This window comes from Erythrobacter sp. (genome assembly GCF_036351135.1).
Lineage (GTDB): Bacteria > Pseudomonadota > Alphaproteobacteria > Sphingomonadales > Sphingomonadaceae > Erythrobacter.
This window is the reverse complement of record NZ_JAZBON010000007.1, coordinates 74,821-86,401: the sequence shown is the minus strand read 5'-3', so window position 1 is coordinate 86,401 and position 11,581 is coordinate 74,821. Positions and strand designations below refer to the sequence as shown.

Genomic DNA, 11,581 nt, shown 5'->3' with positions numbered 1-11,581 from the left:
TCCTCGCCTACCCACGCATTGACGTTCTGTCCCAGCAGCGTGATCTCGCGCGCACCCGCCTCGATCAGTTTGCGAGCCTCGGCAATCAAGTCGCTGTAGGGCCGCGAGATTTCCGCACCGCGCGTATAGGGCACGACGCAATAGGTGCAGAACTTGTCGCAGCCTTCCTGCACGGTGAGAAACGCGGTCGGCGAGCGCCGCTTGCGTTGCGGCAGGCTGTCGAACTTGGCGATTGCCGGCATATCGGTGTCGGTCGCGCGTTCGCCATTCAAGGCGCGATCGAGCATGTCGGGCAGGCGGTGATAGGCCTGCGGTCCGACAACCATGGAAACCGCAGGCGCGCGCGCCATGATCTCCTCACCCTCGGCCTGCGCGACGCAGCCCGCAACCGCGATCATCGGCGCTTTTTCCTGCGTCTTGCCCTTGGTCAGGCGGCCAATGTCGGAATAGATCTTCTCCGCCGCCTTCTCGCGAATATGGCAGGTGTTGAGCACCACCAGATCCGCGTCCTCGCCCTCGGGCGCAGGCGTGATGCCCTTTTCGGCCAGGAGCTCGCCCATACGCTCGCCATCATAGACATTCATCTGGCAGCCGAAGGACTTGACTCGGTAGGTCTTGGGAGGCGTTTGCGGTTTCATGATTGGAGGCGCGCTTTACCTTAAACGCTTAGTCGCGTCACCCCGGACCTGATCCGGGGGCAGGCCTTTCTTTACTTGACGTCGAAGGAAGCCAAACCCCGGCTCGGGGGCCGGGGTGACGACATTGTATGGGATTAAGAGACGCTCGCCTTAACGATCTTCCCCGGGCTTGCGGGCGGCTCGCCTTTCGGCAGGGCGTGGACGTGCTCCATGCCGCTCTCGACCTGGCCCCAGACGGTGTATTGGCCGTCGAGGAAATGCGCGTCTTCGAAGCAGATGAAGAACTGGCTGTTCGCGCTGTCCGGGTTCTGCGAGCGGGCCATGGAGCAGGTGCCTTCGGTGTGCGGTTCTGAATTGAATTCGGCTTTCAGATCGGGCTTTTCGCTGCCGCCCATGCCGGTGCCGGTCGGATCGCCGCCCTGCGCCATGAAGCCGGGGATGACACGGTGGAAGACGACGCCATCATAGAAGCCTTCGCCGGCAAGCTCGGTGATACGCTCGACATGGCTGGGGGCGAGATCCGGGCGCAATTTGATGGTTACGTCCTTGTTCTCGCCATCGCCGGTGTCGAGCGTGAGGGTGAGGGTGTCGGCCATTTTCTTTCTCCGAGTGTTCAAAGTCCGTGGGGTTGAGCGCTCTCTAGCAGGCGAGACACTCATGTCACCCGTGCGGTAAGCACCCGCTTGCTTTTCATCCGCCCGCCCGTAAACCCTCGGCGCCATGGCCGATCCGACCGCCCACGACGACGACACGCTGCTGGCGGGTCCGCCCGAGGAGGAGGTGCGGCCCGACGACCGGATCGACGACGAGCGCCACGACGAGGAAAACCGGCTTAAGCCCGAATTCGTGAGCGCGGTGGAGAGCGCGCTCGCAGCGGGCGACACGGCCGCGGTCTACGAGCTGGTCGAGCCGCTGCACCCCGCCGACATCGCCGACCTTCTCGAACTGCTCGAGCGCGAGGACCGCACGGCGCTGGCGGCCGCGATCACCGACCTGATGAGCAGCGAGGTGGTTGCCGAGCTGAACGATCACGTGCGCGAGCAGATGATGGAGGCGCTCGAGCCGAGCGACGTCGCTGCGATCACGCAGCAGCTCGAAACCGACGACGCGGTGCAGCTGCTTGAGGATCTCGACGAGGACGATCAAAAGGCGATCATCGCCGAGCTAGAGCCGGAGACCCGGGCTGCGGTCACCAGCGCGCTCGCCTATCCCGAGGAGACCGCCGGGCGGCTGATGAACCGCACCGTGATGGCGGTGCACGAGCATCTAACGGTGGGCGACCTCATCGATTATCTGCGCGAGGAAGGCGACCTCACCCACGATTTCCACGAGGTCTTCGTGGTCGACGCCGCCTTCCACCCGGTCGGCACCTGCGCCCTGAACTGGATCCTGACGACGCCGCGCGGCGTAGCGCTGACCGATGTGATGAAGCGCGACCAGACGCTGATCCCGGCGGGGATGGATCAGGAAGAGGTCGCGCTGATGTTCCAGAAATACGCGCTGATCTCTGCCGCGGTGGTCGATGAAAGCGGGCGGCTGGTCGGCCAGATGACCGTGGACGACATCGTCCACATCATTTCCGAGGAAGCGGGCGAGGACGCGCTGCTTCTCTCGGGTGCGGGCGACGGCGACATCAACGAGCCGATCCGCGAAGCCTATTCCAGCCGCGTGCGCTGGCTGGTCGCGAATTTGGGGACTGCCGTGGTGGCGAGCGCGATCATCGCCTTCTTCGGCGCGGCGATCGAGGAGCTTGTGGCGCTCGCGGTGCTGATGCCGATCGTCGCCAGCATCGGCGGCAATGCGGGGACGCAGACGATGGCGGTGGCGGTTCGCGCTATCGCCACCAACCAGCTGACCCGTGCGAACACCTGGCGGATCGTAGGGCGCGAATTGCGCGTGGCGCTGCTTAACGGAGCGACCGTGGCGGTGCTGATCGGGATCGCGGCAGGCGCGCTGTTCGGCTGGCAGATGGGGGGGGTTATAGCGATCGCGATGATCTTGAATATCGCGGTGTCGGGGCTGGCGGGGGTGCTGGTGCCGGTCGCGTTCGAGCGGATGGGACAGGACCCAGCGGTGGCTTCGAGCGTGTTCGTGACGATGATCACCGATTCGATGGGGTTCTTTGCGTTTCTTGGGTTGGCCGTGGCGGCTGGTTTGGCGCCGCTTTAAGCACCTACCCGCTCATCCTGAGGAGAGACTGAGCAGCCGCGCCAGCGACGTAGCGGAGCCTGTCCTGAGCGGCTGGCTTGCCAGCCAGCCGAAGGGGCTTGTCTCGAAGGATCCTTCAAGACGCCTCAGGATGAGCGGGGGTAGGGGAAAAGGGGGCGGTGATGCGGTGGAAACCTCCGCAAAAACCCCTACCTTTCCCCAATGCCCCTCCACCTCACCAAGATCGCGTTCGGCGCGCAGAGCTACACCGACATCGAGAGCTGGTATGCGGGGCGCCGCAGTCCGCATCTGACCACCAAGTATCGCCCGACGCGCTGGGAGGAGTGTATCGGCGGCTCGCTTTACTGGATCCACCAGCACAGCCTCGTCGCGCGTTCGGAAATCCTGGGTTTCTCGCAGACCGACACGGGGCGCTGGCTGATCGAATTGAAGCCCGAACTCATCCGCATCCATCCCAAGCCCAAGCGGGCGCATCAGGGCTGGCGCTACCTCAAGGGCGAGCCCCCGCGCGATCTGGCGCCCGGCGAAGATATCGGCGACGCGCTGCCGGGCAAACTGGCGGCGAAGCTGGAAAAGCTGGGGCTGGTCTGAAGTGGCGGGAGAGCCGGGCTACCGACCTTACGCACCGCTCTTCGTCCTCAAGCCATGGGCCAAGAGCATCTGGACGGTCGACGGCGCGGAGGTGCGATATGGCTTCGGCCCGCTCCAGGTGCCCTGCCCCACCCGCATGACGGTCATCCGCTATGGCGACGGCTCGCTTTTCGTACATTCGCCGGTCGCGCTCTCATTGGAATTGACGGCTGATTTGTCAGACTTGGGGAAAGTGGCCGCCCTGATCGCGCCCAATCGGAACCACTTCGTCTCTCTCGCCTCCTGGGCCGACGCGTTTCCCTCTGCGGACATCTATGCCGCACCCGGCTTGGCGGGCAAATCAGGCATTCCAGCGCACACGACCCTGACAAAGGGTCTGAGCGCGCCGTGGCTGGATGAGATCGACCATGTTCCACTGGACCTGGGCACATTCACGGAAAGCGTCTTCTTCCACCGCTCCTCGCGCACGCTGATCGTCACCGACCTGATGATGAATTACGAAGGCGAGCGGGTGCGCAGTCCCCTGATGCGGCTTTTCCTTCGCCTTGGCGGGGCGACCGGGCCGCGCGGCAATCCCTCGATCGACATGCGAATGGCGCTGCGGCCGCATAGCGAGGCTCTGAAGGCGGGGCTCGAAGCGATGATCGCGCTGGAGCCGGAACGGCTGATCCTTGCGCATGGCAAGTGCTATGAGGGCGATGCGGTGGCCGAGATCGAACGCGCTTTCTCCGATCTGCTTTAGGTAAGCGGCGGCGCGCCCACATAGACCCAGCCCGCTATCGCCGCCGACACCGCAAAGACCGCAAGCGCCCTGCCCCACGGCGTCGGCTGATTGGCCTCGACGCTCGGCGCTTTTTCCGCCTTGCCGCCGATCATCGGGCCGATCAGGCTCGTCGCCTGCATCGCGCCGATTACACCGATTGCGATGATGTGGAGGCCGATCATCGCGAAGATGACGTAGTAGAACCATTCATGCGTGTCGGTGATAGTGTCCGCCATCATGACGCCGACCAGCGGATTGAGCGGCCCCGTCGCCCCGTCATACGGATCGCCGGCGAAGAGCCCCATACCGACCTGCGCGAACATCAGGCCGAGCAGGGTCAGCACCGACAGCGCGGCGAGCGGGCTGTGCCCCTTGTTGCGCTTGTAGTCGTAGCGCCCGCGCAGGTAATCCAGCACCGCGCGCGGCCCCTTCACGAAATGCGCAAACCGCGCGGTGTCGGTGCCGACGAAGCCCCAAAGCACGCGAAAGATCAGCAGCGCGAGCAGCACGTGACCGAGCCTGACATGCCAACCCCACTCGGAGTTCTCGGCGGTGAGATACATCGCCGGGATCAGCGCCACGAACGACCAGTGCGTCAGGCGCACCGGCCAATCCCACACCCTTATCGCATGCGTTTGCGGGCGCGGCGCCTCAATCGTCGTCGAGGCGGAAGTCGTCATGGCAATTCTTGCACGCCCCGCCCAGCGCCTTGACCTGCTCGCCTACCGCCGCGGCATCGCCGGTCCCTGCGACGGTCATCATGGTCGCGCTTTCATCCAGCAGTTTCTGATGCGCGGCGGCGAATTCGTCCGGCCGCTCCCAGATCGTCGCCAGCGCCTCGGTGTCCCAGCCCGCATCGCGGCCGGTGCCTTCGGGGAACAGCCCTTCGAGCTCATTCGCGCGGCGATTGATGTCGGTTGCGGAGGCCTCGATCACAGTGAAATCGGGTGTGCCCGCTTCGAGCTGTCCGCGGATCGCCTTGAAGCTGTCGCCGATCCCCTCGAGCGTATCCTGCCGCTGCGAAATCTCAGCGGGTGCCGCTGCGGAGGGGTCGGAATCGGCAAAATCCGCGATCTCGTCGGCATCGGTCACTTCGCTGCTGCACGCGGCGAGCAGAACGAGGAAGGGTGCGGCGGCGAGAAGGGATGGGAGGGGGGCCTTGGTCATACGGACGAACCTTCCGAAAGTCTGACGATCCCAGTCCGCGATCCTACAGAAAGCGCGCAGGCAAGCAATCCCCTCCCCGCTGCAGCGTTTTCGGAACTAGCCCCCACCTTCTCCCGTTGACCATGAAAGGAGAAACTTCATGCCCGAACGCCAGAGCCGCCATCCCGACAATGAGCTTATCGACGAGCTGACCGAAAATCCCACCCCCTCGCATCAGGGCGGTGCGGGCGGCGACGTGAATGTCCGCGTCGGCAAACGCGCCGAAAAGAACCGCGCGACCGATCCCGACAATCGCGAACCGGTCGTCGGTTCGGATAATCCCGAAGAGGATGCGCGTAAGGGCCCCAAGACCATGCACGCGATCAAGAAGGGCGAAGCGAACTAAGTTTGGTTTCGTCAAATCGGAATATCAGCCGCCCGCGCTTCTTCGTCGAAGCACGGGCGGTTTTGGTATGGGCGCCGGGATTGACTTCGGATCGCCCTACCCCCCGGTGGCTGTCTGGCCGGTGCGTTTCGCCGCGACCCGTCGCAGCGCGTTGACATAAGTCTCCGGCGCCTGCGCTCCCGGGATCATGAACTTGCCCTCGACGATCATGGCCGGCACGCCCGATATGTTGAGATCCAACGCCTGGCGCTCCTCCGCCACCACCCGCGCATTGAGCGCTTCGTCACCCAGCGCCGCCTTTGCCGCCTCGCGGTGCAGCCCTGCGCCCGCAGCGATATCGAGCAGCAGGTCGCGATCGGACAGGTCGCGGCGGTGATTGAAGTGCGCTTCGAACAGCGCGAGTTTCAGCCGCGTTTGCGCCGGCGGCCCAGCTTCTTCGAGCGCGAAGGCAAGCAGCTTGTGGCAATCGCGCGTGTTCCACATCCGTGCCGGCGGCGGCTTGCCGTCCCCCTCGTAGTCGAGCGACACGCCGGCGTCCGCCGCAACCTCCTTCATCCGCCCGCGCATGGCGGCGCCCTCTTCGGCCGAGCGGCCATATTTGCGTTGCAGATGCGCTTCGGCATCCTCGCCCGCCGACGGCATATCGGGATTGAGTTCGAAGGGCCGCCAGCGGATTTCCGCTTCGATCTCGCCTTCGAGCGTCTCCAGCGCCTTGGTCAGCTGGCCATATCCGATCGCGCACCAGGGGCACACGACGTCGGAATAGATGTCGATCGTGAGCCGGTCAGGGTCGGTCATTTCTCTAGCCACCAGTTGAGGAGATGATGCGCTATCGCGAAGGGGCGCGGAAAGATGAGGTCGGGCGTGCCGTGCTCGCCCGCATCGCGCGCCTCGATCAGTTCGTCGCGGGTGAACCAGCGCGCATCGTCGAGCTCGGTCTCGTCGATGGTCAGCTCGCGCGACCTCGCCACCGAACGGCAACCGATCATCAGCTGGCTCGGAAACGGCCAGGGCTGGCTCGCGACATAGCGCACATCCTCGACCTCGATGCCCGCTTCCTCGAACACTTCGCGCTCGACAGCCTCCTCGATCGTCTCGCCCGGTTCGACGAAACCGGCCAGCGCGGAGAACATTCGCGGAGGGAAACGCGGTTGGCGGCCCAGCAAAAGCGCGCCTTCGTGCTCGACCAGCATGATGGTGACCGGGTCGGTGCGCGGGAAATGCTCCGCCCCGCACGATGGGCAGGAGCGTTGCCAGCCGCCCTTGGCGAGCTTGGTCGGCGCGCCGCAATTGGCGCAGAAGCGGTGGCGCGCATGCCAGTCGACCAGGCTGCGCGCGCCGCCATAGATCGCGAGATCGGCAGGCGCGAGGAGCTGCATCACCTGCCACGAGCGCGGATTGGCGGGTCCACTGTCGCTCCGCTGGGGCACCGGCGCGAAACGCGGCGATCCGTCGAGCAGGCCGAGAAAGACGAGTTCGGTCTCTTCGCCCACATCGGCAAGGCTGCCCCATTCGAGCGCACCGTTGTCGTCGAATTGGGGGAGCAGCCCGTCGAGCAACAGCACCTTGGTGCGCCACCCCATCATGCCGGCCAGCGCCTCGGGATCGCTGCGGACATTGTCCGCCCGGTCGAGCGGCGATCCGGCAAAGGCGATCGGCGGCGCCGCGATGTCTCCGCTGGCCGGATTGCGCATCAGGCGGCCTGCTGCGTGCGCATGTCCCGAAGGTCGGCTTCGAGCGCCTCCATATATTCCTCGCGGACCGGATAGGCCTCCGACGGCATATATTGCGTCCACAGCGCGGTGCGCAGGCCGAGCCGGTAATCAACCGCCGCCAGCGTGCCCGCCGCGCCGCCCCAGCCGAACGTCCCCTCGTGTACGCGCCCGCCCGCGCCATGGCCCATCCCCTCCATCCACGAACCGGCGGTGTCGACCGTGTGGGGGATGAGATCGGACGTGCCGACGCGCACCGCGAGTTCGCTCATCACCTCGGTTCCGTCCAGGGTGCCATAGCCCAGCAGCATGCGCAGGAAGCGGTCGTAATCGCGCGGGGTGGAGACGAGGTCCGCCCCGCCCATGGGCGCCGTCGGCATGTCGGTGTAGATCGACGCCGCCGCCGGATCGAGCGGCAGCAGCCTGCCGTTGAGCACGCCGTAATTGGTGGTGAGCCGGCCGATCTCGCTGCCCGGCACGGCGAAATAGGTACTGTCCATCCCCAGTGGCTCGAACATGCGGGTGCGCAGGAATTCGGGATAGCTCATGCCCGAGGCGACCTCGATCACGCGGCCAAGCAGGTCGAGGCTCGCCGAATAGCTCCACTTGGTCGCGGGCTGATACATCAGCGGCAAGCTCGCCAGATTGTCCGCCCACACCGCGAGGCTGGCGGGCGGGGTCACCGGCGGGAAACCGGGGATCGGCAGGCGGCTGACCCGGCCCCCGACAATCCCGTTCTGGTTATACGCATCGAGCAGTTCGCCCTTGCTGACGATGCCGTAACCGAGCCCGGCGGTATGGGTCAGGAGCTGGCGGATCGTGATCGGTCTCGCTGCGGGCACCGTGTTGTCGAGCGGCCCTTCGGGATCGACCAGCACCTGCATGTCGGCAAAGGCCGGCAGCACGTCGCCCAGCGGCTGATCGAGGCCGAGCACCCCATCGTCGATCAGCATCATCGTCGCCATGCCTGTGATCGGCTTGGTCATCGAATAGATGCGATAAAGCGTGTCGGCATCGACCGGCACGCTATCAGCAAGCGACAAGGTGCCGCCGCCGATCGTATGGGCGTGGTCTTCCTGGTTCCAGCCGATGGTCATGAACATGTTCGCGACCTTGCGCTCATCGATATAGCGCTTCGCCAGCGCGGCGAGATTGGGCCAGCTTTCGCTGACATCGTGCATCGCCATCAGCGGCCGCCCGAAAGGCAGCGCGGCGAGCGTCGCGCCGGCGGCGGCATAGGCTCCGCCGCGCAGCAGGGAACGGCGCGAGAGGGCGGACGAAGCGATGGAAGATTGTGCCAAGGGTCTCTCCGAAGGGCGATTATTCGCGGCTGCCGGTGTCTTGGGCGAGCGAACAGGCGGCGTCAATCGCTTGCAATGGGGCACTGTCCTATACATATAACACACATGGGAAACTTGCTCGCATATCTCTTCGGCCTCGTCAGCCTCGTCATCGTCATCCCCTCGCAGATACCGCTGCTGGGATGGGGCAACTGGCTGGCGCTGCCGCTGATCGTCATCGGCATCGTCTTCGGCGCGCTTTCCTCGCGCAACGGGGGGCGCAATTTCTGCCTGATCGTTCTGCTGATCGCAGCCGTGCGGCTTACGATCGGGGGCGGGATCATCTAATTGATCGCGGCCAATGCCAATCGAGCCGCCTTCGCAAACAGCGTCGGCAGCCCCGCCTCCTCGATCTCAGCCAGCGGCCACCACCGGCCCTCCCCATCGGGCGCGCTTTCCGCGTCGATGCGAACCACATCGAGCGTCAGATGTGCATGGGTGAAGGTATGGCGCACCGTGCCGAGCGGCGTTGCCCGGCCCGCGACCGGCGCCTCGCCCGAACCGTCGGCGCGTGCGGTCCAGCCATCGTCCGGCAGCGCGCGCATGCCGCCCAGCAGGCCCTTCTCTGCGCGGCGCACCAGCCACACCGCGCCGCCGCGCTCGATCCAGTAGGCAGTGCCGCGCCGCTCGGGCTTCGCCTGCTTCGGCGGCTTGACCGGCAGGCGCTCTGGCTCGCCGCTCGCATATCCGCGGCATTCCTCGCGCAAGGGGCACAGCATGCAGCGCGGCGCCTTGGTCGTGCAGATCTGCGCGCCCAAATCCATCATTCCTTGCGCGAAATCGCCCGCGCGCGCCCCGGGCGCGATCGCGTCCGCAGCCTTCCGGATGGCGCGGCGCGCGCCCGGCAGTGGCTCGGTGATGGCAAAGAGGCGCGCCACCACCCGCTCGACATTGGCATCGACCACCACCGCGCGCCTGCCAAAGGCGATCGCGGCGATCGCGGCGGCGGTGTAGGGGCCGAGCCCGGGCAGCTCCAGAAGCTCCGCCTCGCTCGTGGGAAAGCCGCCGCGCGACGCCACTTCGCGCGCACATTTCACGAGATTTCGCGCGCGCGAATAATAGCCAAGGCCCGCCCATGCAGCCATCACCTCCTCTTCGCGCGCGGCGGCGAGGTCGTCGACGCTCGGCCAGACCCGCGTGAATTTTTCGAAATAGGGTTTCACCGCCGCGACCGTCGTCTGCTGCAGCATCACCTCGGACAGCCACACGCGGTAGGGCCAGTTCGCGTCCTCGGGGCGCGGCTCGCCCGGCGGATTGCGCCAGGGCAGCGCGCGCGCATGCCTGTCGTACCATGGAAGAAGCGCGTCGGAGATGCTGGCGGTCACGCGGCGCCTATGGCATGGCTTCTCGCCAGATGGGAAGCGACAGCACATCCTCGGGATCGAAGCGCGCCAAAAGCGGCCCTCGCAAACGCGCCAAGCCCTATGAGCGCCCGCGCGGGCGCGGCGCCAAGGCGATCGGCGATCTCATGCCCGAAATCGGGCGCACCGCCTTTCGCCGCTACGGCTTCGTGCAGAGCTCGGTCGTCACCCGCTGGCCCGAAATCGTCGGTCCGCACCATGCCCGCGTCTGCGCGCCCGAGGCGATCCGCTTCCCCCCTGGCGAGAAGTCGGAAGGCATTCTCCAGCTCGTCGTCCTGCCCGCCCATGCTCCGCTGATCCAGCAGGTGCTGCCCGAGATCATCGAGCGGGTGAACCGTTTCTTCGGCTACAGCGCGGTCGCGCGCGCGAAGATTCGGCAAGGCAAGGTTAAGCCTCCCTCTGTTGAAAGCCGCCCCAAACCGCCGCCTTCGCTGAGGCCAATCCCGATGGAACTGGGAGAAAGCCTGCGCGATATCGGCGATCCCGAACTGCGCACGGTGCTCGAATCGCTCGCGCGCAGTTTAGGGACGGGGGAACCGGACGGGGACGACCAGACATGATTTTGAAGACTTTCGCATCGCTCGCAGCTCTCGGCCTCGCGCTGGCCGCCGCCTCGGCCACGCCCGCCACCGCGCGGAGCGAGCCGGCGGCGACGCCAAACCAGCTCTCCGATCCCTCCAGCGCCTTCAAGGATACGGGTCGCCGCAGCACCTGGCATGGCGAAGTCGCGCGCACCGAGCGCGGCCACATGATCGGCGATCCCGATGCCGACACCTCGCTGATCGAGTTCATCAGCTACACCTGCGGGCACTGCGCGACCTTCGCGCGCGAAGGCGAAGGCGCGCTCGACCTCGCCTTGCTCGCGCCCGGCCATCTCAATCTCGAAGTGCGGCCCGTCATCCGCAACGCGATCGACCTGACGGTCTCGCTGCTCGCCCAGTGCGGACCCGAGGACAGGTTCAAGGACCGCCACCGCATGTTCCTGATGCGGCAGGATGCGTGGCTCGAAAAGGCCCGGCAGGCGCCGCAGAGCCAGCAGGCGATCTGGCAGCGCGGCGACGCCGCCTCGCGGCTCAATGCGGCGCAGGCGCTCGATCTCGACGACATGCTGGCCGCACGCGGCGTCTCGAAAGTCGATATCAACAAATGCCTCGCCGACGATAAGGCCGCGCTCGCGCTCATCAGCGGGGGCCGCGCCGACCGCGAGGAGTTCGCCGTCCCGGGCACGCCGTCCTTCGCGCTCGACGGGGAATTGCTCGAAGGCGTGCATGACTGGCCCGCGCTCTACGAAGTGCTCAGCGAGCGGTTCCGGCCCGGCGCCGGGGGCTGAGCGAAACGTAGGGGACGATGCCGTCCAGCCGCCGCCGCGCGCCGTTTCCCACAAGCGGGCGGCCCTTCGCGCTTTCGCCCGCTCCCGCCCGGGGTTAGTCTCATCCCAACAGCCTAAGAGGAATT

The 11,581-nt window shown here is 66.1% G+C and carries 14 protein-coding genes and 1 pseudogene; 7 read left to right on the top strand and 8 right to left on the bottom strand.

Annotated features, from left to right (window positions below; translation table 11 throughout):
• Together V2I30_RS01070 and V2I30_RS01065 are read right to left on the bottom strand one after the other, a co-directional pair.
• Positions 1-638: pseudogene (locus tag V2I30_RS01070) on the bottom strand (tRNA (N6-isopentenyl adenosine(37)-C2)-methylthiotransferase MiaB); the annotation flags it as partial.
• A 134-nt stretch (positions 639-772) separates the two neighbouring features.
• Complete coding sequence (locus tag V2I30_RS01065) at positions 773-1,234, bottom strand: peptidylprolyl isomerase (RefSeq protein ID WP_330660209.1); 462 nt, start codon at positions 1,232-1,234, stop codon at positions 773-775.
• Positions 1,235-1,358: 124 nt separating this feature from the next.
• On the opposite strand from V2I30_RS01065, the gene mgtE reads away from it, so the two are divergent.
• The 3 genes from mgtE (at position 1,359) to V2I30_RS01050 (ending at position 4,140) form a co-directional block, all read left to right on the top strand.
• Positions 1,359-2,807: a magnesium transporter gene (gene mgtE, locus V2I30_RS01060; protein ID WP_330660208.1), complete on the top strand. Its 1,449-nt coding sequence runs from the start codon at positions 1,359-1,361 to the stop codon at positions 2,805-2,807.
• Positions 2,808-3,008: 201 nt separating this feature from the next.
• On the top strand, positions 3,009-3,398 hold the full coding sequence (locus V2I30_RS01055; protein ID WP_330660207.1) for a DUF1489 family protein: 390 nt from the start codon (positions 3,009-3,011) through the stop codon (positions 3,396-3,398).
• 1 nt (position 3,399) lies between these two features.
• Complete coding sequence (locus tag V2I30_RS01050; RefSeq protein ID WP_330660206.1) at positions 3,400-4,140, top strand: DUF4336 domain-containing protein; 741 nt, start codon at positions 3,400-3,402, stop codon at positions 4,138-4,140.
• Here V2I30_RS01050 and V2I30_RS01045 read toward each other — a convergent pair.
• Positions 4,137-4,841: a cytochrome b/b6 domain-containing protein gene (locus V2I30_RS01045; protein WP_330660205.1), complete on the bottom strand. Its 705-nt coding sequence runs from the start codon at positions 4,839-4,841 to the stop codon at positions 4,137-4,139. The two genes, V2I30_RS01050 and V2I30_RS01045, sit on opposite strands and share 4 nt — an antisense overlap.
• Complete coding sequence (locus tag V2I30_RS01040; protein WP_330660204.1) at positions 4,813-5,328, bottom strand: c-type cytochrome; 516 nt, start codon at positions 5,326-5,328, stop codon at positions 4,813-4,815. The genes V2I30_RS01045 and V2I30_RS01040 overlap by 29 nt, the downstream gene beginning before the upstream one ends.
• A 139-nt stretch (positions 5,329-5,467) precedes the next feature.
• On the opposite strand from V2I30_RS01040, the gene V2I30_RS01035 reads away from it, so the two are divergent.
• Entirely contained in the window at positions 5,468-5,713 is a 246-nt protein-coding gene (locus tag V2I30_RS01035; RefSeq protein WP_330660203.1) for a hypothetical protein, read from the top strand.
• Between the two features lie 96 nt (positions 5,714-5,809).
• Here the strand turns inward: V2I30_RS01035 and V2I30_RS01030 are convergent, their stop codons facing one another.
• The 3 genes from V2I30_RS01030 to V2I30_RS01020 are packed head-to-tail and all read right to left on the bottom strand — an operon-like array spanning position 5,810 to position 8,726.
• Positions 5,810-6,511, bottom strand: coding sequence for a DsbA family oxidoreductase (locus tag V2I30_RS01030; protein ID WP_330660202.1), 702 nt, complete (start codon positions 6,509-6,511; stop codon positions 5,810-5,812).
• The gene (gene nudC / locus V2I30_RS01025; protein ID WP_330660201.1) at positions 6,508-7,407 is read right to left on the bottom strand and encodes an NAD(+) diphosphatase; all 900 of its coding nucleotides are present in this window, start codon (positions 7,405-7,407) and stop codon (positions 6,508-6,510) included. The genes V2I30_RS01030 and nudC overlap by 4 nt, the downstream gene beginning before the upstream one ends.
• Positions 7,407-8,726, bottom strand: a complete 1,320-nt coding sequence (locus tag V2I30_RS01020; RefSeq protein WP_330660200.1) for a serine hydrolase domain-containing protein — start codon at positions 8,724-8,726, stop codon at positions 7,407-7,409. Before V2I30_RS01020 ends, nudC begins: the two co-directional genes overlap by 1 nt.
• 105 nt (positions 8,727-8,831) lie before the next feature.
• Here V2I30_RS01020 and V2I30_RS01015 point away from each other — a divergent pair, with 105 nt between their 5' ends.
• The gene (locus V2I30_RS01015) at positions 8,832-9,053 is read left to right on the top strand and encodes a hypothetical protein (protein ID WP_330660199.1); all 222 of its coding nucleotides are present in this window, start codon (positions 8,832-8,834) and stop codon (positions 9,051-9,053) included.
• Here V2I30_RS01015 and V2I30_RS01010 read toward each other — a convergent pair.
• Positions 9,050-10,138 carry an A/G-specific adenine glycosylase gene (locus tag V2I30_RS01010; RefSeq protein ID WP_442896885.1) on the bottom strand — a complete coding sequence of 363 codons (1,089 nt, stop codon included), beginning with the start codon at positions 10,136-10,138 and terminating at the stop codon, positions 9,050-9,052. The two genes, V2I30_RS01015 and V2I30_RS01010, sit on opposite strands and share 4 nt — an antisense overlap.
• Between V2I30_RS01010 and V2I30_RS01005 the strand changes: the two genes are divergently transcribed.
• Positions 10,105-10,686 carry a DUF721 domain-containing protein gene (locus V2I30_RS01005; protein ID WP_330660197.1) on the top strand — a complete coding sequence of 194 codons (582 nt, stop codon included), beginning with the start codon at positions 10,105-10,107 and terminating at the stop codon, positions 10,684-10,686. The genes V2I30_RS01010 and V2I30_RS01005 overlap by 34 nt on opposite strands.
• Positions 10,683-11,456, top strand: a complete 774-nt coding sequence (locus tag V2I30_RS01000) for a thioredoxin domain-containing protein (protein ID WP_330660196.1) — start codon at positions 10,683-10,685, stop codon at positions 11,454-11,456. The genes V2I30_RS01005 and V2I30_RS01000 overlap by 4 nt, the downstream gene beginning before the upstream one ends.
• Positions 11,457-11,581 lie beyond the last annotated feature (125 nt).

What these genes read in the sequence shown, in the direction of transcription:
- V2I30_RS01065 (WP_330660209.1), bottom strand. Translation starts at nt 1,234, where the DNA reads ATGGCCGACACCCTCACCCTCACGCTCGACACCGGCGATGGCGAGAAC.
- mgtE (WP_330660208.1), top strand. Translation starts at nt 1,359, where the DNA reads ATGGCCGATCCGACCGCCCACGACGACGACACGCTGCTGGCGGGTCCG.
- V2I30_RS01055 (WP_330660207.1), top strand. Translation starts at nt 3,009, where the DNA reads ATGCCCCTCCACCTCACCAAGATCGCGTTCGGCGCGCAGAGCTACACC.
- V2I30_RS01045 (WP_330660205.1), bottom strand. Translation starts at nt 4,841, where the DNA reads ATGACGACTTCCGCCTCGACGACGATTGAGGCGCCGCGCCCGCAAACG.
- V2I30_RS01040 (WP_330660204.1), bottom strand. Translation starts at nt 5,328, where the DNA reads ATGACCAAGGCCCCCCTCCCATCCCTTCTCGCCGCCGCACCCTTCCTC.
- V2I30_RS01035 (WP_330660203.1), top strand. Translation starts at nt 5,468, where the DNA reads ATGCCCGAACGCCAGAGCCGCCATCCCGACAATGAGCTTATCGACGAG.
- V2I30_RS01030 (WP_330660202.1), bottom strand. Translation starts at nt 6,511, where the DNA reads ATGACCGACCCTGACCGGCTCACGATCGACATCTATTCCGACGTCGTG.
- nudC (WP_330660201.1), bottom strand. Translation starts at nt 7,407, where the DNA reads ATGCGCAATCCGGCCAGCGGAGACATCGCGGCGCCGCCGATCGCCTTT.
- V2I30_RS01015 (WP_330660199.1), top strand. Translation starts at nt 8,832, where the DNA reads ATGGGAAACTTGCTCGCATATCTCTTCGGCCTCGTCAGCCTCGTCATC.
- V2I30_RS01005 (WP_330660197.1), top strand. Translation starts at nt 10,105, where the DNA reads ATGGCTTCTCGCCAGATGGGAAGCGACAGCACATCCTCGGGATCGAAG.
- V2I30_RS01010 (WP_442896885.1), bottom strand. Translation starts at nt 10,138, where the DNA reads ATGTGCTGTCGCTTCCCATCTGGCGAGAAGCCATGCCATAGGCGCCGC.
- V2I30_RS01000 (WP_330660196.1), top strand. Translation starts at nt 10,683, where the DNA reads ATGATTTTGAAGACTTTCGCATCGCTCGCAGCTCTCGGCCTCGCGCTG.